Source organism: Streptomyces sp. 2323.1 (assembly GCF_900221035.1).
Taxonomy (GTDB): domain Bacteria; phylum Actinomycetota; class Actinomycetes; order Streptomycetales; family Streptomycetaceae; genus Streptomyces; species Streptomyces sioyaensis.
In genome coordinates this window covers 2,504,410-2,527,203 of sequence record NZ_LT907981.1, presented here as the reverse complement: position 1 = coordinate 2,527,203, position 22,794 = coordinate 2,504,410, and the positions used below count along the sequence as shown (strand labels likewise).

Sequence of the window (22,794 nt, the reverse complement as noted above, 5' to 3'; positions counted from 1 at the left end):
TTGCTGGAGGTGAAGGGGGGCGCCCCAGGGGCGCGAAGGGGGCGCCGGGGTCAGCTCGTACGGCCCTTGGAGTCGAACAGCCGCATCCGGTCCAGGACGGCGTCCGCGGTCGGCTCGTGGAGCTCCTCGACGATCCGGCCGTCCGCGAGGAAGACCACCCGGTCCGCGTACGCGGCGGCGACCGGGTCATGGGTGACCATCACCACCGTCTGGTTCGCCGCCCGCACGGACTCCCGCAGAAAGCCCAGCACTTCGGCGCCGGAGCGGGAGTCGAGGTTGCCGGTCGGCTCGTCCGCGAAGATGATCTCCGGCTGGGCGGCCAGCGCCCGGGCGACCGCGACCCGCTGCTGCTGGCCGCCGGAGAGCTGCGACGGCCGGTGGGCGAGCCGCCCCGAGAGACCGACGGTGTCGATCACCGCGTCGAGCCACTCCCGGTCGGGCTTGCGGCCCGCGATGTCCATCGGCAGCGTGATGTTCTCCAGCGCGCTCAGCGTCGGCAGCAGATTGAACGCCTGGAAGATGAAGCCGACCTTGTCCCGGCGCAGCCGCGTCAGCTGCTTGTCGTTCAGCGACCCCAGCTCGACCTCGCCGATCCGGGCCGAGCCCGAGGAGATCCGGTCCAGTCCGGCCATGCAGTGCATCAGCGTGGACTTGCCGGAGCCGGACGGGCCCATGATCGCCGTGAACCGGGCCCGGCCGAACTCGACGGAGACGGAGTCCAGTGCGACCACGCGGGTCTCCCCCTGGCCGTAGACCTTGCTCAGGTCCGTGGCACAGGCGGCGACGGCGGCGGTGCGGGCGGAGGCGGGGGAACCGGGGAAACCCGGAGAGGTGGCCGCGTGCGACACGGGAACTCCTGGAAAAAGGACGGATGTTTCGACGTCCTCATTCTCGAATGCGCAGGTCAGCCCGGTCTTCACCCGCAGGGACCGAAAGCCGGACCGGCCGGAAGTGCCATCGCCGCCCCCGGCGTCATCCTCTGGACGGACGCCCCTCCGACCTCGGACCGACGGGAAATCCCGGGGATGCCGGGCGAGTTCAGGGGCGCGCGGTGCCCGCCCCTAGGGGTGCCTCAGTGGTGCGCCGCGCCCGCCCGTGCCCAGAATTCCGTCAGGATGCCGTCGAGAAACGCGCGCCCGGCCCGGCCGGACTCCTCGGCGCGCTCCCCGCCGCCCCAATGGAGCGTAGCGGCCATGGTCGCCTGGTAGTCGGCGTGCAGGTCCTGCAGCACCTCCCGGAGCCGCGCCCTGGGCAGCGGCACCACCTTGCCGACCGGCCGGACGTAGGCCTGCCAGCGGGTGGTGGCGGCGCTGGTCAGCAGCTCGGTCAGCAGGGCGTCCCGGCCGGTGAAGCGGATCAGGGCGGGCAGCGGCAGCGCCAGCGCCTCGGCGAGCGCCGCGGCCTGCCGCTCGGTGCCGCGCCAGCGGCCGCCGGCCTCCAGGCGCGCGTACCCGGCCGGGTCCATGCCGATCCGCCGCGCGAGGTCCGCGGCGGCGAGGCCGAGCGCCAGCCGGTATTGGTGCAGGGTGCCCGGCGCGCCCAGCAGCTCGCCCGGCGCACACCACAGGGCACCCGCCAGCGCGGTCAGTTCGGCCTCCGAGGGGGCACGCTCGCCCGCTTCCCAGGCCGTCACGGTCGCGGGCGACAGCGGCATGCCGTAGGCGGCCGCGATGCCGTACGCGACATGGGCGGGGGTCATGCCGAGGGCCTCGCGGAGCCGGCGGGCGGCCTCGGCGTCGAAGGGTGGCCGGCGGGGCTCCCCGGCTTGCGTATGCACCGGCACACGGTAAGTGACGGGGTGCGGGGGCACCTATGGTGCGGATGACCAAGCCGGAAAGTCGTAGGAAGCTACCAGCCGGCCGGTTTCCCGGTCCGGCCAGGGGCGCGGCCGGCCGCCGGGCTCCTCGGCCCTGCACGGCGCCGCCGGGTTCGTCAGCCCTTCACGGCGCCGCCGAGCGCGAAGCCGCTGCCGAGCCGCCGGGAGATCAGGAGGTAGAGCGCGAGGACCGGCGTCGAATACAGGACGGAGAAGGCCGCGAGTTCACCGAAGGCGATCGCGCCGTAATTGCCGAAGAAGGTGAAGATGCTGACCGAGGCCGGGAGTTGTTCGGGGGAGAGCAGCAGCATGAAGGGGACGAAGAAATTGCCCCACATCATGATGAAGGTGTAGATCGCCACGACGCCGAACCCGGGCCCCATCAGCGGCAGGATCACCCGCAGCAGGGTCTGCCGCCAGGAGGCGCCGTCCGTCCACGCCGCCTCCTCCAGGGCCCGCGGCACCCCGTCCATGAAGTTCTTCATCAGCCAGATGGCGAAAGGGAGTTGGGCGGCGGCCAGGAACAGCGCGGTGCCGTATTGGGTGTCGATCAGATTGACCCGCACGAACAGCCCGTAGACCGGGACCATGACCGCCGTGATCGGCAGACAGGTGGAGAACAGAATCGTCAGCAGGTACGGGCGGGCGAAGCGCGCGCGGAAGCGGGAGAGCGGATAGGCGGCGAGCGCCGCACAGACCACCGTGAGCAGCGTGGCCCCGCCGCAGATCAGCAGGCTGTTGAGCATCGGGGTGAAGGTGATCTCGTCGGTCCAGACCGCCGAGAAGTTGTCCAGCGTCGGGGACCTCGGCAGCCGCACCCGCAGCGTCGCCCGCGCGTCCAGCGACGACAGCACCAGCCAGGCCAGGGGCGTCGCGAACGCCACCGCGACGGCCAGGAGTCCGGCGTCGGCGGCCAGCCGGTGGCGGGTCCGCCGGCTCGGAACCCGTCGCAGCGCGTGGGGGCGGCGGGGGCGCGGCACGGCTCAGACCTCCTCGCGCAGCAGGCGCAGATAGACGGCCGAGAACAGCGCCCCCACCACCAGCAACAGCAGCGCCACCGCGGTGCCGTAGCCGATCAGCGACTTCGTGAACGCCTGGTCGTACATGAACACCGGCAGGGTCTGGCTGCGGTTCCCCGGACCGCCCCGTGTCATCACCCAGATCAGCCCGAAGACGGAGAGCGTCTGGAGGGTGTTGAGCATCAGATTGGTGCCGACCGAGCGGCGGATCATCGGCAGCGTGATGTGCCACAGCCGCCGCAGCCCGCCCGCCCCGTCGACCTCGGCGGACTCGCTGACCTCCGTGGGGATCCCGGCGAGCGCCGCGGAGTAGATCAGCATCGAGAAGGCCGTACCGCGCCAGACGTTGGCGAACGACACCGCGAGGATGGGCAGCGTGAACAGCCAGTTCTGGACGGGCAGATGGAGCCAGGCCAGCAGGGCGTTGAGGGTGCCGCGCCGCTCGAAGAAGGTGTAGAGCAAGAAGCCTGCGACGATCTCCGGGAGTACCCAGGCGGTGATCACCAGCGCCCCGGTCAGGGTCCGTACGGGCCGCGAGGCGCGGCGCAGCAGAGCGGCCAGCGCCAGGCCCAGGGTGTTCTGCCCGAGGACCGAGGAGACCACGGTGAACACCAGCGTCAGCACCACGGCGTTGCGGAACGCCGGGTCGCCGAACGCATGCCGGAAGTTGGCCAGGCCGACGAAGGACGCGGACTCCTGGCCGGTCAGCTGGGTGTCGGTGAAGGCGATCCCGACGCAGTAGGCGATGGGGCCGGCGAGGAAGAGCAGCAGCAGGACGGTGGCCGGGACGAGCGGGGCCCAGCGCAGCAGACGGGTGCGTGCCGGGGTGCGGTGCGGGGTCCGCGGGGCGGCTGAGGTTGCGGCGGGCCCGGCGGAAGCGGCGGCGCCGGCGGTCACGGCTTGGCGACGGTCCGGCCGCCCACGATCGACCGCAGCGACGCGTCATAGTCCCGGGCCGCCTTGGCCGGTCCCGCGTCCCCGGCGGTGACCGCCTCCATCGCCTCGCCGATCGCCGCGGCGACCTTGGGGTAGTCGGGCAGCGCGGGCCGGTACCGGCTGATCGGGACCAGACCGGTGAAGAAGCCGATGCCGGGCACGGACTTGCGGTAGCGCGGATCGGCCGCGACGTCCTTGCGCACCGCGATCTGGGCGCCCCGTACGCACCATTCGAGGGCGTTGGGCTGCGACTGGAAGGTCTCGATCAGCTGCCAGGCCAGTTCGGGCTGCCGGGCCTGTCGCGGCACCGACCAGGTCCAGCCGCCGGCCAGGCTGACCTTGCCGGGCGGGGCGCCGTGCTGGGTGGGGAACGGGGTCTGGCCGAGCGTGGCCGACCAGGCGGGCCACGGGTTGCCGCCGCCCGTCTTCTGCCACTGCTGGCCCAGCCACGAGCCGTCGAGGTCGATGGCGAGCTTCTGCTCGGGCAGCAGCTCGGCGGCCACATTGGTCTGGATGTTGGGGCTGAGCGCATCGGACACCTCGGGCCCGAGCTTCTCCTTGTAGACCGTGTCGAGGAAGGCCAGGCTGTCGCGGAAGCCCCGGGTGCCGGTGACCCATTTCTTGCTGCCCGGGTCGTAGAGCTGGTTCTCGCCGGTGCCGTACAGCAGCATCTCGAACCCCTGCATCACGGCGGCCTCGCCCGCGCCCTTGCCGGTGAAGACGTTCAGCGGGATGACACCGGGGACCTTGCGCTTGACCGTCCGGGCCGCGTCCAGCACCTCGTCCCAGGTCCGGGGCCGCCAGTCGGCCGGCAGCCCGGCCTTCTTGAAGATCTTCTTGTTGAACCACAGCCCGCGGGTGTCCGTGCCGTCCGGGACGCCGTACGTGTGGCCGTCCTGCCCCCGGGCCGCGGCCTTCGCGGCCGGCTCGAACTGCCGCCACTCCTTCCAGGTGCTCAGCTGCGCGTCCAGCGGGCGCAACAGCCCCGCGGTGATATCGGAGTTGACCAGGAAGGTGTCCTCGTAGACCAGGTCCGGTGCGGTCCGCGGGGAGCGCATCATCTGCTGGATCTTGGTGTAGTAGTCGTTCTCCGACGCCTGGATCGGGATCAGCCGGACCTTCTTGCCGGGGTGGCGCTTCTCGAACTGCCGGGCCACCAGGCGGACATAGTCGTCCCGGACGGTGACCTTGCTGTTGGTGTCCTTGATGAAGGCGACCTTGACGGTGTTCCGGTCGCCGGCCGGCCCGCTGCCGCAGGCGGTGAGCGTACCGGCGGCCACGACGGCGGCGGCGAGCAGAATCAGCGGGGCGGTGGGGCGCACGGCACGACCTCCAACTGGCCACGAGGGGCTGCCAGCTGAAAGTAAGTCACCGGTCACAGCCGGTCAATGCCCCGACCAGCGATAGCGCAATTCGGGGCGGCCGACCTGGCCGTACTGGGGGGCGCGGGCGGCCCGGCCGCTCACCACGAGATGTTCGAGGTAGCGGCGCGCGGTGATCCGCGAGATGCCCACGTCGGCGGCGGCCTCGGTGGCCGTCAGCCCGCCGCCGGCGGCCCGCAGCACATCGGTCACCGCCCGCAGGGTGGCCGCGGTCAGCCCCTTGGGCAGCGCGGCCGGCTGGGGTGCGCGCAGCGCGGCGAGCGCCCGGTCCACCTCGTCCTGCCCGCTGGCCTCGCCCGTGGTGGCGCGGAACCGGGCATAGCGGGTGAGCCGGTCGCGCAGGGTGGCGAAGGTGAACGGCTTGAGGACGTACTGCACCACGCCGAGCGAGACGCCCTCGCGCACCATCGTCAGATCGCGGGCGGAGGTGACCGCGATGATGTCGGCGGTGTGCCCGGCCGCGCGCAGCGTGCGCACCAGTGCCAGCCCGTGGCCGTCGGGGAGATAGAGGTCGAGCAGCAGCAGATCGACGGCGTGCGCCTCCAGGTGGCGGCGGGCCTCGGCGCCGGAGTGCACGGTGCCGGAGACGGTGAAACCGGGTACCCGCCCGACGTACAGGGCGTGCGCGTCGGCGGCGACCGGGTCGTCCTCGACGACGAGGACCCGGATGTCGGCGGGGGTCACCGGGCACCTCCTTCCGTGGCCCGGCCGGCCGTCGTGTTCATGCCGTCGCCCCCGCCCGCAGCGGCAGCCGTACGGTGAACCGCGCGCCGCCTTCCGGGGCCCGGTCCAGCGTCACGGCACCGCCGTTGCGGCGGACCGCCTGCTGCACCAGGGCCAGGCCCAGGCCGCGGCCCGCCGCGCTCTGCTTGGTGCTCCAGCCCCGCTGGAAGATCTCCTGGGCGGCGTCCGCGGCGACTCCCGGCCCGTTGTCCGCCACCCGCAGCAGCAGTTCGCCGTCGGCCGCGCGCGCGGTGACCGTCACGCGCGGCGGGCCGTCGGCGCCGTGCCCGCGGGGCGGGGCCGCGGCGTCGATGGCGTTGTCGAGGAGGTTGCCCAGCACGGTGACCAGGTCACGGGCCGGCAGAGCGGGCGGCAGCAGCCCGTCGTCGATCCGGCTGTCCGGGGTCAGCGTCAGGTCGACGCCGCGCTCGTTGGCCTGCGCCGCCTTGCCCAGCAGCAGCGCGGCGAGCACCGGCTCGGCGACCGCCCCGACCACCTGATCGGTCAGCGCCTGGGCCAGCTCCAGCTCCGCGGTCGCGAACTCCACGGCCTCCTCGGACCGCCCCAGTTCGATCAGCGAGACCACGGTGTGCAGCCGGTTGGCGGCCTCGTGGGCCTGCGAGCGCAGCGCCTCGGTGAAACCGCGTACCGAGTCCAACTCGCCGGACAGCGCCTGGAGTTCGGTGTGGTCGCGGAGGGTGACCACGCTGCCGCGCCGCTCACCGCCGGAGACCGGCGAGGAGTTGACCACCAGCACCCGCTCGCCGGTCAGCTGCAGCTCGTCGACCCGCGGGCCGGGCGCCAGCAGCGCCTCGGTCAGCGCCGGGGGCAGCCCCAGCTCCGTGACCGGGCGGCCCACCGCGTCGCCGGACAGCCCCAGCAGCTCCTGCCCGCCGTCGTTGATCAGGGCGACCCTGCGCTGCCCGTCGAGCATCAGGAGACCCTCGCGGACGGCGTGCAGCGCGGCCTGGTGGTAGTCGTGCATCCGGCTGAGCTCGCCGGCGTTCATCCCGTGGGTGTGCCGCCGCAGCCGGGCGTTGATCACGTACGTGCCCAGGCCGCCGAGCGCCAGCGCCGCGGCCGCCACCCCGGCCAGCGCCAGGACCTGGTCCCGCAGCTGCGCGCTGATGGTCTTGATGGTGATCCCGGAGCTGACCAGTGCGGTGATCCGGCCGCCGCGCTGCGGGTCGCGGACCGGGGCGACGACGCGTACGGACGGGCCGAGCACCCCCATGTGGGTCTCGGTAAAGATCTCCCCGCGCAGCGCCGGACCGATGTGCCCGAGGTACTTCTTGCCGATCGCGGACGGCTCCGGGTGCGTCCAGCGGGTCCCGTCCGTGGCCATCACCACCACGAAGTCGACGCCCGCATCGCGCCGCAGCCGCTCGCTGTACGGCTGGAGCGCGGCCGTCGGGTGGGTGCTGCGGGCCGCCGCCACGACGGCCGGCGAGTCGGCGACGGCGGTGGCGGCCGCGGTCGCCTGCCGCTGTGCGGTCTCCTCCGCCTGCCGGCCCGCGCTGAGGTACGCGAAGACGGCGCAGCCCATGACGACCACCGCCACCAGCACGACCTGCATCGCGAAGAGCTGGCCGGCGAGGCTGCGGGGACCCCGCAGCCGTCGGGGCGGCCGGGGTCGGGGGAGTCGCATGCGAACAGTGTGCACGGAGACCGCGAAACCGTCTGCACGGTCACTTTCGCGTGAACGAAATGTACGTAAGGGTGACGGGCGCCACAACGGCGTGCATAGTCGCCGGGACTTTGTTGTGTGACAGAGCCGCAGATCAGCGCACAGCCGAAGACCAGAGGAGGCAGCCGTGGCTGCACAGACCCCACCGCGTGGGGGCACCACCGAGGAGACCGCGCCGGCGAAGCGGGACCGGACCCACTTCCTCTACCTCGCCGTGATCGGGGCGGTGCTGCTCGGCATCATCGTGGGCTTCGCCGCCCCCGGTGTCGCCGTCCAGCTCAAGCCGCTGGGCACGGGGTTCGTGAACCTGATCAAGATGATGATTTCGCCGGTCATCTTCTGCACCATCGTGCTGGGCGTCGGCTCGGTCCGTAAGGCCGCCAAGGTCGGCGCGGTCGGCGGGCTGGCGCTCGGCTACTTCCTGGTGATGTCGACCGTCGCGCTGGCCATCGGCCTGGTCGTCGGCAACATCCTGGACCCCGGCTCCGGTCTGCATCTGACCGAGACCGTGCGGCACGCGGGCCACGCCCAGACCTCCGGCGGCGGCGAGTCGCTGCCGGAGTTCCTGCTCGGCATGATCCCCACCACGCTGGTCTCCGCCTTCACCCAGGGTGAGGTGCTCCAGACGCTGCTGGTGGCGCTGCTGGTGGGCTTCGCACTGCAGGCGCTGGGCCCGTCGGGCGAGCCGGTGCTGCGCGGGGTCGGGCACCTCCAGAAGCTGGTCTTCCGGGTGCTGGCCATGATCATGTGGGCGGCACCGGTGGGGGCCTTCGGCGCCATCGCCGCGGTGGTCGGCGAGACCGGCCTGGACGCGCTGAAGTCGCTGGCCGTCATCATGGTCGGCTTCTACGTCACCTGTCTGCTGTTCGTGCTCGTGGTGCTCGGCACGCTGCTCCGGCTCTGCGCCGGGATCAACATCTTCCTGCTGCTGAAGTACCTCGCCCGGGAGTTCCTGCTGATCCTGTCCACCTCCTCCTCGGAGTCGGCGCTGCCCCGGCTGATCGCGAAGATGGAGCACCTGGGCGTCAGCAAGCCGGTGGTCGGCATCACCGTCCCCACCGGCTACAGCTTCAACCTCGACGGCACCGCCATCTACCTGACGATGTCCTCGCTGTTCGTGGCCGAGGCGATGGGCAAGCCGCTGCCGCTCGGCCAGCAGATCTCGCTGCTGGTGTTCATGGTCATCGCCTCGAAGGGAGCGGCGGGTGTCACCGGCGCGGGCCTGGCGACGCTGGCCGGCGGCCTGCAGTCGCACCGCCCGGAACTGGTCGACGGCGTCGGCCTGATCGTCGGCATCGACCGCTTCATGAGCGAGGCGCGCGCCCTGACCAACTTCGCGGGCAACGCGGTGGCCACCGTGCTGATCGGCACCTGGACCAAGGAGATCGACAAGGGCCGGGTGGCGCAGGTGCTGGCCGGAAAGGTGCCGTTCGACGAGAAGTCGCTCGCCGACGAGGCGCCCGCCGGGCCGGGTCCCGCGGACGTCGTCGGGCCGCGCGACGGCGGGGCGGAGAAGGCGTCCGCCCCGGTCTGATCCGGAGCGCAAGGGAGGGGAAGGGGCGGGTGCCGGCTACGGCACCCGCCCCTTCGTCGTGACCGCGCGGGCGGCTGCCGCGCGACCCGCGCCGCACGCCCCTCTCCGACCCCTCTGACCTGTGGTTTTCTCGGCCAGGGTCGATTGTCAGTGCCCCCTGACACCATGTGAATGACAGGGAAGGCGCGGTCGGCCGGAGCCGGCTGCGCGGGGGGGACGAACAAGGAGGAACGGGCTATAGCGACGTCGGGGACGGAGCTGTTCGGCGGGGGTGCCGCAGCCGCGGCAGAAGGGTCCGACCACCATCAGCCGTGAGGTGGTCAGGACGGTCGTAGCCAGAGGCTGGCCAGTGGGGGGAGGACGGTGGAGACGGATGCGGTGCGGCCGTTCCAGGGGGTCGGTTCGGTCGTGAGGGGGCCGGGGTTGGTGACACCGCTGCCGCCGTAGCGCGGGTCGTCGGTGTTGAGGACCTCGCGCCAGGCGGGGACGTGATCGGGGACGCCGAGCCGGTAGGCGTGGCGTACGACGGGGGAGAAGTTGGTGACCGAGATCAGGGGGGAACCGTCGGCGGCGAAGCGCAGGAAGGAGAAGACGTTGTCCTCGCTCGCCTCGCCGTCGATCCAGGAGAAGCCGGCCGGGTCCGTGTCGCGTTCCCACAGCGCGGGTGCGGCGGCGTAATGGCGGTTCAGGTCGCGCACCAGATCGCGGACGCCCCGGTGGTCCGCCTCGGCCTCGTAGGAGGGGTCGAGCAGCCACCAGTCCGGTCCATGGCTCTCCGCCCACTCCGCACCCTGGGCGAACTCCTGCCCCATGAAAAGGAGTTGCTTGCCGGGGTGGGCCCACATGAATCCGAGGTAGGCCCGGTGATTGGCGCGCTGCTGCCACCAGTCACCGGGCATCTTCGACACCAGCGCGCGCTTGCCGTGCACCACCTCGTCATGGGAGATCGGCAGCACATAGTTCTCGGAGTAGGCGTAGATCATGGAGAAGGTCATCTCGCCGTGGTGGTACTTGCGGTGCACCGGCTCCTTGGCGACATAGCCGAGGGAGTCGTGCATCCAGCCCATGTTCCACTTCAGGCCGAAGCCCAGCCCGCCGAAGCCGCCGGGCCCGGCGTGGTGCGTGGCGCGGGTGACGCCGTCCCAGGCCGTGGACTCCTCGGCGATGGTGACGACACCGGGGCAGCGGCGGTAGACCGTCGCATTCATCTCCTGGAGGAAGGCGACCGCATCGAGGTCCTCCCGGCCACCGTGCACGTTCGGTGTCCAGCCGCCGTCCTCGCGCGAGTAGTCGAGATAGAGCATCGAGGCGACGGCATCGACCCGCAGGCCGTCGATGTGGAACTCCTCGCACCAGTACACGGCGTTGGCGACCAGGAAGTTACGGACCTCGGTGCGGCCGTAGTCGAACTCCAGGGTGCCCCAGTCCGGGTGCGCGGCCCGGGCCGGATCCTGGTGCTCGTAGAGCGGCCGCCCGTCGAACTCCGCCAGCGCCCAGTCGTCCCGGGGGAAGTGCGCCGGCACCCAGTCCATCAGGACGCCGATGCCGGCCCGGTGCAGCGCATCGATCAGCTGCCGGAAGTCGTCCGGGGTGCCCATCCGGGCGGTCGGCGCGTAGAACCCGGTCACCTGATAGCCCCAGGAACCGCCGAAGGGATGCTCACAGACCGGCATGAACTCGACGTGGGTGAAGCCCAGGTCCTTCACGTACGCGGGGAGCTGCTCGGCCAGCTGACGGTACGTCAAGCCAGGCCGCCAGGACGGGAGATGCACCTCGTAGACGGAGAACGGCGCCTCGTGCACGGGGCGCTCGCCGCGCCGGGCCATCCAGTCCTCGTCCGTCCAGCGGTGGTGCGAGGCGTCCACGACCGAGGCGGTGGCCGGCGGGCACTCGGTCCGCCGGGCCATCGGGTCGGCGCGCATGGTCTTCGTGCCGTCCGGCCGGGTGATCTCGAACTTGTACAGCTCGCCCGCGCCGATGCCCGGCAGGAAGAGCTCCCAGACGCCCGAGGAGCCCAGCGACCGCATCGGATGGCCGGTGCCGTCCCAGTAGTTGAAGTCGCCGACGACCCGGACGCCCCGGGCATTGGGCGCCCAGAGGGTGAAGCGGGTGCCGGTCACCCCCTGGTGGTCCATGATCCGCGCGCCGAGGGCCTGCCACAGCTCCTCGTGCCGCCCCTCGCCGAACAGATGCAGATCCAGCTCGCCGAGCGCGGGCAGGAAGCGGTAGGGGTCGTGCACGGTCGGCGCGTGGTCGCCGTAGTCGACCAGCAGCTCGTAGTCCGGGACGGTCCGCAGCGGCAGCACCCCCGCGAACAGCCCGTCACCCTCGGGCAGCAGGTCGGCGCGCAGCCCCTTCGCCAGGACGGTGACGCGCTGCGCCCCCGGCCGCAGGACCCGGATCAGCAGCCCGCTGCGTACGGGGTGGGCGCCCAGCAGCCCGTGCGGGTCGTGATGGGCACCGTCCAGCAGCCGGCCGCGGTCCTCGTCGGACAGCGGGGCGGCGGCCCGGACCCCGTGCCCGCCGGCCGCCGGCTGCGCCGGACGGGCCGCACGGAAGGTGCTCGGGAGCCCCTCCGTCCGTCCGGGCGCCGCGGGCGCGCGCGGGGTCAGGGGCAGCCGGGGGACGGGGGCACCGCCGGTGGACGGGCCGCCGGCGGACGGACCGTGGACGCCACCCCCCTGAGTGGACGTCAGGTTCTCGGCGGCCGGCGGCCGGGGCGTCGCCGGATGGCCGGACCGCCCCGCCGCGCTGTCGTCGGTCGCGTCCCGGGCGGGCGCGGTGTGGGGCGGGTGCGGACGGGACGGCGGGCGGGCGGTCACGGGAGGGGCCTCCTCGGGGGCGGGGCATCGGTCGGATCTCGGCGGGTCAGCGGGCGGCGGGTCGTACGGGCAGCGGTGCGGCGGTTCGTCGGCGGCCCCTCACCCCCGGCCGTCGGACCCGGCGGACCGGGCCGCGCCGGACCCGTCCGTCCGCAGTGCCGGCTCCCCGCCTGCGGCCAGCCGCCGGACGGCGGCCATCGGGACGGCCAGCCAGTCGGGCCGGTGCCGGGCCTCGTAAAGCACCTCGTAGACGGCCTTGTCGGTCTCGTAGGCGCGCATCAGTTCGGGCACGGAGCGCGGGTCGAGCCCGCCGGCTTCCGCATAGCCCAGGCAGTAGGCGTCGCGGGTGCGGCGGGCCCACTCCAGCGCCCAGGGGTCGGCGCCGGCCGGTCCGCTGCGCGCGGCGTAGTCGAAGGAGCGCAGCATCGCCGCGACGTCACGCACCGCCGGCTGGAGCCGGCGCCGCTCGGCCAGCGGGCGGGCCGGCTCGCCCTCGAAGTCGATCAGCGACCAGCGCCCCTCGTCGGCGGAGCGCAGGGTCTGGCCCAGATGCAGATCGCCGTGGATGCGCTGGGCGGCCCAGCTGCGGCCGTCCCGGCCGAGCGCGGCCAGCGCGTCGAAGGCGGTACGCAGCCGGGCGCGGTAGGGCTGCAACACGGGCACGGCGCGCGCGGTGGCCGCCAGCCGCTCGTTCATCCGGGCGGCGATCGCTTCGAGCTGCGGGCGGCGCAGCTCGGTGGTCGGCAGCGTCTGCGCGAGTGCGGTGTGCACCTCCGCGGTGGCATGGCCGAGCGCCCGCGCCGAGCCGGTGAAGTCGGCCCGCACCGCCAGCGCGTTGAGCGCCAGCTGCCAGCCGTCCGCCGAACCCGGCAGGAACGGCTGCAGCACGCCCAGCGTGGTCGCCTCGCCGTCCTCCCCGGCGGCCGCCGTCTCACACCACGCGGCGGGCGCCGGCACCCGCGCGCATTTGGCGTCCGCCAGCGCCCGGGGCAGCTCCAGATCCGGGTTGATGCCCGGCTCGATCCGCCGGAAGACCTTCAGGATGAACGAATCGCCGTACACGATCGAGGAGTTGGACTGCTCGACGGCGATCGGCCGGGCCGGCAGCCCGGAGGGGATGACGGCATCCGGCTCGCGGCAGAAGCGCAGTGCGCCGAGCCGGCCCGGCACCCGCAGCCGCTCCAGCAGCACCCCGCACAGCCGGTTGTCGAGCAGCGCGTCGTAGACCGTGCGGCCGCTCAGCGGACCGACGCCGGGGCGGCCGATCACCGCGGGCGCCAGCTGCGGCGGCGGCGCCGGATGCACCCCCAGCAGCAGCTGATAGCAGTCGTCGCCGGCCGGGGTACGGCTCGGCGGGGCGCTCTGCTGGGCGCGGACGAGCAGATGCAGCAGGCCCGGCGCGCTGCCGTCGGTGGTACACGGCAGCAGCTCGGTCGCCGAGAGCAGGGCGAAGCCGGTGACCATCCGTCCCTTGCCGGCGAACCAGCGCTGGCGGGGCACCCATGCGGTGAGCAGGGCGGCCAGCGAGGACAGCAGATCGGGTGCGCCGGCGAGCGGGCGGCGATCAGGGGTGTTGCGGGTGGCACGGGTCGAGGCGGTGTCCGACATGGCGTCGCGTCCTTTCCCCGGGCACACGACATATAGGGCTAAGTGTCCCGGAATGCGGCCTTGACTGTGCGGCGGCGCGGTGGGGGTACCCCCAGACGGAGTCCGGGGGCGCCTTGTGCGAGAGCGTCCGTACGGCAGCGGAATTCGGGCCCGTGCTGCTCCGCTGCGCGGTGTCCCCCTGCCGGGCCGGGGGGACCGACGATGGCCCACCCGGCCCGCGCGATAGTAGGGAGGCTGCCCGAGCGAAAGGTCAAAAAACGCCCGTACGCGCCATGCGGCCGCGTACGGGCGTCGTTCCGGCAACCCGTGCCCGGTCAGGGCGCCGGCTGCCTATCCGGAGTTTCTGCGCAGCCGGAACCAGTAGAACCCGTGGCCCGCGAGGGTCAGCAGATACGGCAGTTCCCCGATGGCCGGGAAGCGGACACCGCCGATGAGTTCCACCGGATGGCGGCCGCTGAACGCCCGCAGGTCCAGCTCCGTGGGCTGGGCGAAGCGCGAGAAGTTGTGCACGCACAGCACCAGGTCGTCGTCCGCGCCGCCGGTGCCCGGTGCCTCCCGCAGAAAGGCCAGGACCGCCGGGTTGGTGGAGGAGAGCTCGGTGTAGCTGCCGAGCCCGAACGCCGGGTTCTGCTTACGGATCTCGATCATCCGGCGGGTCCAGTGCAGCAGCGAGGACGGCGAACTCATCGCGGCCTCGACGTTGGTGACCTGGTAGCCGTAGACGGGATCCATGATGGTCGGCAGGAAGAGCCGGCCGGGGTCGCAGGAGGAGAAGCCGGCATTGCGGTCCGGCGTCCACTGCATCGGGGTGCGCACCGCGTCCCGGTCGCCGAGCCAGATGTTGTCGCCCATCCCGATCTCGTCGCCGTAATAGAGGATCGGCGAGCCGGGCAGCGACAGCAGCAGGGCGGTGAAGAGCTCGATCTGATTGCGGTCGTTGTCGAGCAGCGGGGCCAGCCGGCGGCGGATGCCGATATTGGCGCGCATGCGCGGGTCCTTGGCGTATTCCGCGTACATGTAGTCGCGTTCTTCGTCCGTGACCATTTCGAGGGTCAGCTCGTCGTGGTTGCGCAGGAAGATGCCCCACTGACAGCCGGACGGGATCGCCGGGGTCTTGGCGAGGATTTCCGACACCGGATAGCGCGATTCACGGCGTACCGCCATGAAGATCCGCGGCATGACCGGGAAATGGAAGGCCATATGGCATTCGTCGCCGCCGACGCCGTAATCGCCGAAGTAGTCGACGACGTCCTCCGGCCACTGATTGGCCTCGGCCAGCAGCACCGTGTCCGGATAGTGCGCGTCGATCTCCGCGCGGACCCGCTTGAGGAAAGCGTGCGAGGCGGGCAGATTCTCGCAGTTGGTGCCCTCCTCGGCGTAGAGATAGGGCACCGCGTCCAGCCGGAAGCCGTCGATCCCCAGGTCGAGCCAGAAGCGCAGGGCGGAGATCATCTCCTCCTGGACGGCCGGGTTCTCGTAGTTGAGGTCCGGCTGGTGGGAGAAGAAGCGGTGCCAGTAGTACTGCTTGCGGACCGGGTCGAAGGTCCAGTTGGAGGCCTCGGTGTCGACGAAGATGATGCGGGCGTCCTCGTACTGCTTGTCGTCGTCGGCCCACATGTAATAGTCGCCGTACGGCCCGCCGGGGTCGGTGCGCGACTCCTGGAACCACGGGTGCTGGTCGCTGGTGTGGTTCATCACCATGTCGATGATGACCCGCATGCCGCGGTGGTGGGCGGCGTCCACGAATTCCACGAAGTCGGCCAGATCACCGAATTCGGGGAGCACGGCGGTGTAGTCGGCGACATCGTAACCGCCGTCCCGCAGCGGTGATTTGAAGAAGGGCGGCAGCCAGAGACAGTCCACCCCCAGCCATTGCAGATAATCGAGCTTGGCGGTGATGCCCTTGAGGTCGCCGATGCCGTCGCCATTGCTGTCCTGGAACGAGCGCACCAGGACTTCGTAGAAGACGGCCCGTTTGAACCAGTCGGGATCGCGGTCTTTCGCCGGGGTGTCCTCGAAGGTATCGGGGACGGGCTCATTGACGATCAATTGGGTGACCCTCCGATCGGTGAGGACGGTCGCAGCGACAGCACATGGGCGGGCGCCGGTGAGCTGCCCGGCCCCAGGCGCACATAGTTGTCTCTGCCCCACTGGTAGGTATCGCCGGTGAGCTCATCGCGCACCGGAAAGGACTCGTGCCGGCCGAGGCCGAGTTCCGGCATGTCCAACGACACCGTCGCCTCGTGGGTGTGGTGCGGGTCGAGGTTGACCACCGTGAGCACCGTGTCGGTCCGCTCGCCGTGCCCCTCGCGCTTGGAGTAGGCGAGGACGGCGTCGTTGTCGACCTGGTGGAAGTGCAGATTGCGCAGCTGCTGCAGGGCCGGGTGCCGGCGGCGGATGCGGTTGAGGGTGGTGATCAGCGGGGCGATGGTGTGCCCCGCCCGTGCCGCCGCGTCCCAGTCGCGCGGTCTGAGCTGGTACTTCTCCGAGTCGAGGTACTCCTCGCTGCCCGGCCGTACCGGCGTCGACTCGCAGAGCTCGTACCCGGCATAGACGCCCCAGGTGGGGGAGAGCGTCGCGGCCAGCACGGCGCGGGCCTCGAAGGCGGGGCGGCCGCCCTCCTGGAGGTAGGCGTGCAGGATGTCCGGGGTGTTCACGAAGAAGTTGGGCCGCAGGTAGGAGGCCGACTCACCGGACAGCTCGGTGAGGTACTCGGTCAGCTCCTGCTTGGTGTTGCGCCAGGTGAAGTACGTGTACGACTGGTGGAAGCCGATCTGGGCGAGGGTGTGCAGCATGGCCGGGCGGGTGAACGCCTCGGCGAGGAAGAGCACGTCCGGATCGGTGCGGTTGATGTCGCCGATCACCTTCTCCCAGAAGGCCACCGGCTTGGTGTGCGGGTTGTCCACGCGGAAGATCCGTACGCCCTTGGCCATCCAGAAGCGCAGCACCCGCTCGGTCTCGCGGACCAGCCCGCGGAAGTCGGCGTCGAAGGCGAGCGGGTAGATGTCCTGGTACTTCTTCGGCGGATTCTCGGCGTAGGCGATGGAGCCGTCGGCGCGGTGGTGGAACCACTGGGGGTGCAGGGTGACCCAGGGATGGTCGGGGGAGCACTGCAGCGCGAAGTCCAGGGCCACCTCCATCCGCAGCTCACGGGCGGTGCGCACGAAGTGCTCGAAGTCCTCGAAGGTGCCCAGGTCGGGGTGGAGGGCGTCATGGCCGCCGGCCGCCGAACCGATGGCCCAGGGGGAGCCGACGTCGTCCGGGCCGGCCGACAGCGCGTTGTTGGGGCCCTTGCGGAAGGCGCTGCCGATGGGGTGGACCGGCGGAAGATAGACGACGTCGAAGCCCATGGCGGCGACGGCCGGCAGCCTTTCGGCCGCGGTGCGCAGGGTGCCGCTGACGGCCGTGCCGTCCGGTGCGACGGTGGCGCCCTCGGAGCGCGGGAAGAGCTCGTACCACGAGCCGTACAGGGCCCGCCGGCGCTCGACGACCAGCGGCATCGGGCGCGAGACGGTGAGCAGTTCGCGCAGCGGATGGCGGTCCAGCGCCTCGGTGACCTGGGGGGCGAGGGCGGCGGCGAGCCGGGTGGCGGCGGGCAGGTCGGGGTTGCGCAGCGCGTCCACTGCGGCGAGCACCGCCTCGCGCCCGTCGCTCTTGGGGACCTCCGCGGCCGCCCGCTCATGGAGTTCGGCGCCCTCGGCGAGCATCAGCTCGGTGTCGAGGCCCGCGGGGATCTTGATCGCGGCGTGCCGGCGCCAGGTGGTGACCGGGTCGGACCAGGCCTCGACGGTGAACGACCAGCGGCCCTCGACGGCGGGGGTGACCTCGGCGCTCCAGCGGTCGGTGCCGGGTGACCGCTCCCGCATCGGTGTCCAGGGGCCGCAGCGGCCGGCCGGATTGCGCAGCACCACATTCGCCGCGACCGCGTCCTGCCCTTCGCGGAAGACGGTGGCCGAGACCTCGAAGGTCTCACCCACCACGGCCTTCGCGGGGCGGCGGCCGCAATCGATCTGCGGGCGGATGTCCAGAACAGGAATACGACCGATCATGGGCTCACCTGGGCTTGTGGTGCTTTGCGGGGTTCTGTCCTTTGTATCCGCTTTACGGCAAGGGGAACGGCTGCGGGCATCGGCGCTCCTGTCCGCTTTCACTCGGCTGGCGGATGGCACGGCGGGGCGGGGCTGCTCCACCGGCCGTCTGTGGCCGGCGGTGCCCCGGTGGATCCGGTGTGCAGGTGCGGCGCGGGGTCGCCCCTGCGGGAGGACCTCCGTTCCCGGCGGGCCGTCCCGCAAGGGGCGGCCGGGAAGTCCGCCGGGCTGTGCACCGGTGCCGCACCGCGGATCCGCCGCGCCCCGGCGGACGGGCTTTCGCCCCCGCGCGGGTGCTCACGGCGCTGCGCTGACACGGTCGGCGTTCGCCTCCTCAACTCGGTGTGATCACAGCGGAGTTGCGGTGTAGCGGATGTCCGGTGTCGCGCCGGGGCCCCTCGGCGTCACTTGGCAGCCTCCCCCCAGGAAGTAGTCCGTACAAGGGCGCGTGAGGGGGTGGAATCGGCCATATCGAGGGGCGGGGTGGTGGGGCGGTGAGTCCGTCGCTGTCCGGCCTGAAATGCCTTGGAAGGTAGGGGAGTTGAGGTGGTGGCGGGCATGCCCCAGGGCGCCCGCGCCCCGCTCCTGGGCCGGGCCGGCCGGCGCCGCGTCAGCCCGGAACGGCCCGGCCGACGACGCCGCGCCGCGCTCCTTCGCCCCCGGAAACACGTGAAGGCGGTGCCCGGAAGTCTCCGGACACCGCCCGCTCCAGGGTGAGGTCACCCCGGCACGTTCAGCACGTTCCCGCTCGGTGCGTCACTTGACGGCGACACCGGCCCAGGCGGCCTCGACGCCCTTGACCTCGGGGCTGCCGGCCTTGTACAGGTCGGTGGCCGCCTTGACGGTCGCCTCACGGGCGGCCTTGTAGTCCGTGTTCGAGGTCATGTACTCGGTCAGGGCCTTGAACCAGATCTTCTCGGCCTTGTCCCGGCCGATGCCCTCGACCTTCTTGTTGTCCGCCGTCGGGCTGTCGTACTTGACGCCACCGATCTCCTTCGGGCCGCTGCCCTCGGACAGCAGGTAGAAGAAGTGGTTGGCGACGCCCGAGGAGTAGTGCGGGTCGAGGTCCCCGGTCTTGGAGTCCCAGAAGTCCTTCGACTGACCGTCCTTGGACGGCTTGTCCATGTAGCGCAGCGGCTTGCCGTCACCGTTGATGTTGATCTTCTCGCCGATGAGGTAGTCGCCCGGGTCCTTGTCGTTCTTGGCGTAGAACTCGACCGAGGTGCCGAAGATGTCCGAGGTGCCCTCGTTGAGGCCGCCGGACTCACCGCTGTAGGTGAGGTTGGCGGTGGCGGAGGTGACACCGTGCGACATCTCGTGGGCCGCGACGTCGAGGGCGGTGAGCGGGGCCTTGTCGCCCTCACCGTCGCCGTACGTCATGCAGAAGCAGTCGTCGTCCCAGAAGGCGTTGACGTAGCTCTTGCCGTAGTGCACCCGCGAGGTGGCGCCCTTGCCGTCGCCCTTGATGCCGTTGCGGCCGTGGACCTTCTTGTAGTAGTCCCAGGTCTCGGCCGCACCGTAGTGGGCGTCGACGGCCGCGGTCTGCGGGTCGTCGGCCTTGCCGGTGCCCCACTTGTCGTCGTCGTCCGTGAAGGCCTTGCCCTCACCGGACTCGCTGTTGCCGAGGTTGACGGTCTTGTGACCGCCGCGGTCCTTGTCGGTCAGCGTGAAGCCGCTGCCCTCCTTGGAGGTGCCCAGGTCGACGCTGCCGCTGTACTCGCTCTCGCCCTTGCCGGTACGGATGTCGTCGTACTGGAAGAGCTTCTTGCCGCTGTTGGCGTCGGTGATGACGTGCATGCGGCTGGGCGTGCCGTCCTTCTGGACGCCCTTGACGACGGTGTCGTAGGCGAGGGCGGGCGTGCCGGAGGCGGCCCAGACGACCTTCTTGGGCGCCTGCGCGTCGGCCTTCTTGGCGCTGAGCGACTTCGCGGCCAAGCCCTGGGCCGACTGCGCGGCGGCGGTCGGGGCGATCTTCGCCGTGGTGGAGGCCACCTTGATCGACTTGCCGGTCGACTTGGTGGTGCTCTTGATCGCGCCGCCCTTGGCGGTGTGCACGACCAGGTCGCCGCCCAGCACCGGCAGGCCGGCGTAGGTGCGGTCGTAACGGGTGTGGGTGGTGCCGTCGGCGTCCTTGATGACGTCCTTGACGACCAGCTTCTCCTGCGCGCCCAGGCCGAGTTCCTTGGCCATCTGGACCTTCGCGGCGCCGGCGTCGCGAAGCAGCTCGGTGCGCTGCGAGGCGCTGAGCTTGAGGGGCGAACCGTCCTTGGTGGGGGCCGGGGCGGTGGAGGCTCCTGCGGTGCCGGCGATACCGGCGGCGAGCAGAGCCGCGGCGGCGATGGCGCCACCGGTCACACGGGTCTTGCGAGATATGCGGGGGGTCACGCGTGCTCCTTCAACTTTGCCAAGTGGTGGGGGTGCAAAGCGATGCGGGTGTGACGTGCGTCCGGAAGACTGCCATTCGAACGCGTGCATGTCAGGAGGGTGTTCACAAGTTGGCTGGAAATCGTCCGTAGAGTGGAGTCCGCCGTCCGTATAACGGAGTTGGGCGTCGTCCCCGGTGACCCGGGGGCGACGCCCAATCACTGTGCTCAGCAGGCCTGTTGCGAGGTGGCTCGTTCTGGCGGCCCGCTTATGTCACACCAAGGTGACTCTTTGGTACGGCCGTTGGTCAGAAAGTGAGCTTCCAGCTGTTGATGTGGCCCGAGTCCTCCTCGTAGACGTCCTGCACCCGCAGCTTCCAGGTGCCGCTCGCCTTCTCCGAGGAGGCGTTGACGGTGTACGTCGTCTTCACGTTCGCCGCCGAGTCGAACGCGCTGGCGTTCTTCAGCCGGTAGGCGGTGCCGTCCGGGGCGATCAGGTCGATGACCAGGTCACCGCGGTAGCTGTGGACGATGTCGACCCCGACCTTGAGCGTGCTCGGTGCGTTGCCGGAGCGGCCGACGTTGATCGGCGAGGTGACCGCCGCGCCCGCGTCCGGGATCGCCACGTCGTCGGTGTTCTCGAAGACGCTGCCGCCGCCGGAGGTGTTGACCGTCCAGGTGAAGGCGGCCGTCCCGGTCTTCTTCGCGGCGTCGGTGACCGTGACCGTGACATTGCTGGTGCCGGCCGTGGTCGGCGTACCGGAGATCAGACCGGTGCTCGCGTTGAGCGACAGCCCGGCGGGCAGCCCGGTCGCCGCGTACGACAGCGCGCCCGCGGTGCCGCTGGTCGCCTTGATCTGCAGGCTGGCGGCCTGGCCCACGGTGCTGGTCTGGTTGCCCGGGTTGGTGACGGTGACCCCGCCGCCGTCCGGGACGCGCGAGCCGACGTTGACCGCCGCCCAGGTGTTGGCGACCGTGTTGTACGAGGCGCTGCCCTGGCCGAAGAGGTCCGCCGCCGCCTTGAGGGTGGCGGTACGGGCGTCCGCGTAGTTGGTGTTGGCGCTCATGTACTGGCTGAGTGCCTTGAACCAGACCTTCTCGGCGTTGGCCCGGCCGATGCCCGGGACCGGCAGGTTGTCGAAGGTCGGGCTGTCGTAGTGGACGCCGCCGATGTCCTTCGGTCCGCTGCCCTCGGACAGCAGGTAGAAGAAGTGGTTGGCGACACCGGACGAGTAGTGCACGTCCTTGTTGCCGACGCCGCTCGACCAGTAGTCCGCCGACGCCCCGTCCTTGGACGGCTTGTCCATGTAGCGCAGCGGGGTGCCGTCGCCGTTGATGTCGATCTTCTCGCCGATGAGGTAGTCACCGGGGTCGGCGGAGTTGTTGGCGTAGAACTCCACCGCCGTGCCGAAGATGTCCGAGGTCGCTTCGTTGAGGCCGCCGGACTCGCCGCTGTACTCCAGGCCCGCGGTGTTGGAGGTGACACCGTGCGACATCTCGTGGCCGGCCACGTCGATGGCGGTCAGCGGGGCGGCGTTGCCGCTGCCGTCGCCGTACGTCATGCAGAAGCAGCCGTCGTCCCAGAACGCGTTGACGTAGCTGTTGCCGTAGTGGACGCGGGAGTAGGCGCCGACGCCGTCGCCCTTGATGCCGCTGCGGCCGTGCACGTTCTTGTAGTAGTCCCAGGTCTCCTGGGCGCCGTAGGCCGCGTCGACACCGGCCGTCTGGGCGTTCTGCGGGGTGCCGTCGCCCCAGGTGTCGTCGGCGTCCGTGAAGAGCGAACCGGTCCCGGACGAACCGTGCTTGAGGTCGTACGTCTTGTGGTTGCCGCGGGTCGGGTCGGTCATCGAGAAGTTCGGCGCCGAGCCCGACGTCCCGAGGGTGACCTTGCCGCTGTACTCGCTGTTGCCGATGCCCTGCTCGATCCCCTGGTACTGGAAGAGCTTGGCGCCGGTCGTGGCGTCCGTGATGACGTGCAGCTGGTTGGGCGTGCCGTCGTCCTGCAGCCCGCCGACCACCGTCTCGTACGCGAGCAGCGGCTTGCCGTCGGCGACCCAGATCACCTTGCGCGGCGCCTTGGCGGCCTCGGTCTTCGTCGAGCCGAGCGCCCGGGCCGACGAGACGGCCTTTGCCTCTGCGGTGGCCGGGTGCACCTTCGCGGTGGTGCTCGCGACCCTGAGCTGGGAGCGCACGGCCTTGGTGACGCCCTTGAGCGCGCCGCCCTTGCTCTGGTGCACCACGAGGTCGCCGCCGAGGACGGGCAGTCCGGCGTAGGTGCGCTCGTAGCGGGTGTGCACGGTGCCGTCGACGTCCTTCGAGACGTCCTTGACGACCAGCTTCTCCTTCGCGCCGAGCTTCAGCTCCCGGGCGGTGTGTGCCGTGGTCGCGTTCGCTGCCCTGATCAGCTCCGCACGCTGGGACGGGGACAGCTTGGCCGGCAGTGCGCCGGGCCGGGGTGTGGCATGCGTGGTGCCCGGCCGCGGGGCGGCCGCCGTACCGGTGCCGGCCTGCACGCCGACGGCCAGCATCGCCGTGACGGCGACGAGTGCGCCGGTCGCAACGGCGCGTCCATGGGGGGTGCGTCTCACACTGACTCCTTCTGCGGTGGCCGCGACGTGACGGGGCGGCCGAGGGGGACCGGGCGGCCCATCGGCCGTCCGGGCAGAGCGAGGCAGAACTCTTGGAGCGTGTGGGGGGAGACGTACGGGTGATACGTGGCGTTACCGGTGGTGCGTGGCGTACCGGTGGAGCGGGTGGTGCTGAGGGAAACGCTGCCGCAGCGGCTGGTGCTGTGGGGGTCCGAGCGGCGGTTGCGG

At 71.3% G+C, this 22,794-nt stretch carries 14 protein-coding genes; 1 reads left to right on the top strand and 13 read right to left on the bottom strand.

Annotated elements, in window-relative coordinates; all coding sequences use genetic code 11:
- Positions 1 to 50: 50 nt before the first annotated feature.
- From CPH93_RS10160 to CPH93_RS10130, 7 genes are all read right to left on the bottom strand, one after another.
- Complete coding sequence (locus tag CPH93_RS10160) at positions 51 to 848, bottom strand: ABC transporter ATP-binding protein (RefSeq protein ID WP_093485236.1); 798 nt, start codon at positions 846 to 848, stop codon at positions 51 to 53.
- Between the two features lie 224 nt (positions 849 to 1,072).
- A complete protein-coding gene (locus CPH93_RS10155; protein WP_096212601.1) occupies positions 1,073 to 1,783 on the bottom strand; it encodes a helix-turn-helix domain-containing protein in 711 nt (236 codons plus the stop codon).
- A gap of 149 nt (positions 1,784 to 1,932) precedes the next feature.
- Positions 1,933 to 2,796, bottom strand: a complete 864-nt coding sequence (locus tag CPH93_RS10150; RefSeq protein ID WP_096212600.1) for a carbohydrate ABC transporter permease — start codon at positions 2,794 to 2,796, stop codon at positions 1,933 to 1,935.
- Between the two features lie 3 nt (positions 2,797 to 2,799).
- Positions 2,800 to 3,732, bottom strand: coding sequence for a carbohydrate ABC transporter permease (locus CPH93_RS10145; RefSeq protein WP_173909765.1), 933 nt, complete (start codon positions 3,730 to 3,732; stop codon positions 2,800 to 2,802).
- Positions 3,729 to 5,093 (bottom strand): extracellular solute-binding protein, encoded by a 1,365-nt coding sequence (locus CPH93_RS10140; protein WP_096212599.1) that lies wholly within the window; start codon positions 5,091 to 5,093, stop codon positions 3,729 to 3,731. The genes CPH93_RS10145 and CPH93_RS10140 overlap by 4 nt, the downstream gene beginning before the upstream one ends.
- Positions 5,094 to 5,156: 63 nt before the next feature.
- Positions 5,157 to 5,837, bottom strand: a complete 681-nt coding sequence (locus CPH93_RS10135) for a response regulator (RefSeq protein WP_096212598.1) — start codon at positions 5,835 to 5,837, stop codon at positions 5,157 to 5,159.
- Positions 5,838 to 5,874: 37 nt separating this feature from the next.
- Positions 5,875 to 7,524: a sensor histidine kinase gene (locus CPH93_RS10130; RefSeq protein WP_173909764.1), complete on the bottom strand. Its 1,650-nt coding sequence runs from the start codon at positions 7,522 to 7,524 to the stop codon at positions 5,875 to 5,877.
- A gap of 166 nt (positions 7,525 to 7,690) precedes the next feature.
- Between CPH93_RS10130 and CPH93_RS10125 the strand changes: the two genes are divergently transcribed.
- Entirely contained in the window at positions 7,691 to 9,097 is a 1,407-nt protein-coding gene (locus CPH93_RS10125; RefSeq protein WP_096212596.1) for a cation:dicarboxylate symporter family transporter, read from the top strand.
- A gap of 320 nt (positions 9,098 to 9,417) precedes the next feature.
- On the opposite strand, the gene glgB is transcribed toward CPH93_RS10125, so the two are convergent.
- From glgB to CPH93_RS10095, 6 genes are all read right to left on the bottom strand, one after another.
- A complete protein-coding gene (glgB, locus tag CPH93_RS10120; RefSeq protein WP_231977260.1) occupies positions 9,418 to 11,919 on the bottom strand; it encodes a 1,4-alpha-glucan branching enzyme in 2,502 nt (833 codons plus the stop codon).
- A gap of 99 nt (positions 11,920 to 12,018) precedes the next feature.
- Positions 12,019 to 13,527 (bottom strand): maltokinase N-terminal cap-like domain-containing protein, encoded by a 1,509-nt coding sequence (locus CPH93_RS10115; RefSeq protein WP_096212595.1) that lies wholly within the window; start codon positions 13,525 to 13,527, stop codon positions 12,019 to 12,021.
- Between the two features lie 330 nt (positions 13,528 to 13,857).
- Complete coding sequence (gene treS, locus CPH93_RS10110; RefSeq protein ID WP_093485244.1) at positions 13,858 to 15,576, bottom strand: maltose alpha-D-glucosyltransferase; 1,719 nt, start codon at positions 15,574 to 15,576, stop codon at positions 13,858 to 13,860.
- Positions 15,573 to 17,576 carry an alpha-1,4-glucan--maltose-1-phosphate maltosyltransferase gene (locus tag CPH93_RS10105; protein WP_096212594.1) on the bottom strand — a complete coding sequence of 668 codons (2,004 nt, stop codon included), beginning with the start codon at positions 17,574 to 17,576 and terminating at the stop codon, positions 15,573 to 15,575. Before CPH93_RS10105 ends, treS begins: the two co-directional genes overlap by 4 nt.
- Positions 17,577 to 18,371: 795 nt before the next feature.
- Positions 18,372 to 20,000 (bottom strand): M4 family metallopeptidase, encoded by a 1,629-nt coding sequence (locus CPH93_RS10100; protein ID WP_096212593.1) that lies wholly within the window; start codon positions 19,998 to 20,000, stop codon positions 18,372 to 18,374.
- Between the two features lie 286 nt (positions 20,001 to 20,286).
- Entirely contained in the window at positions 20,287 to 22,566 is a 2,280-nt protein-coding gene (locus CPH93_RS10095; RefSeq protein ID WP_096212592.1) for a M4 family metallopeptidase, read from the bottom strand.
- Between the last annotated feature and the right edge of the window lie 228 nt (positions 22,567 to 22,794).

Excerpts from the sequence above, each read along its gene's own strand:
- CPH93_RS10130 (WP_173909764.1), bottom strand. The coding sequence starts at position 7,524 with ATGCGACTCCCCCGACCCCGGCCGCCCCGACGGCTGCGGGGTCCCCGC.
- CPH93_RS10115 (WP_096212595.1), bottom strand. The coding sequence starts at position 13,527 with ATGTCGGACACCGCCTCGACCCGTGCCACCCGCAACACCCCTGATCGC.
- CPH93_RS10105 (WP_096212594.1), bottom strand. The coding sequence starts at position 17,576 with ATGATCGGTCGTATTCCTGTTCTGGACATCCGCCCGCAGATCGATTGC.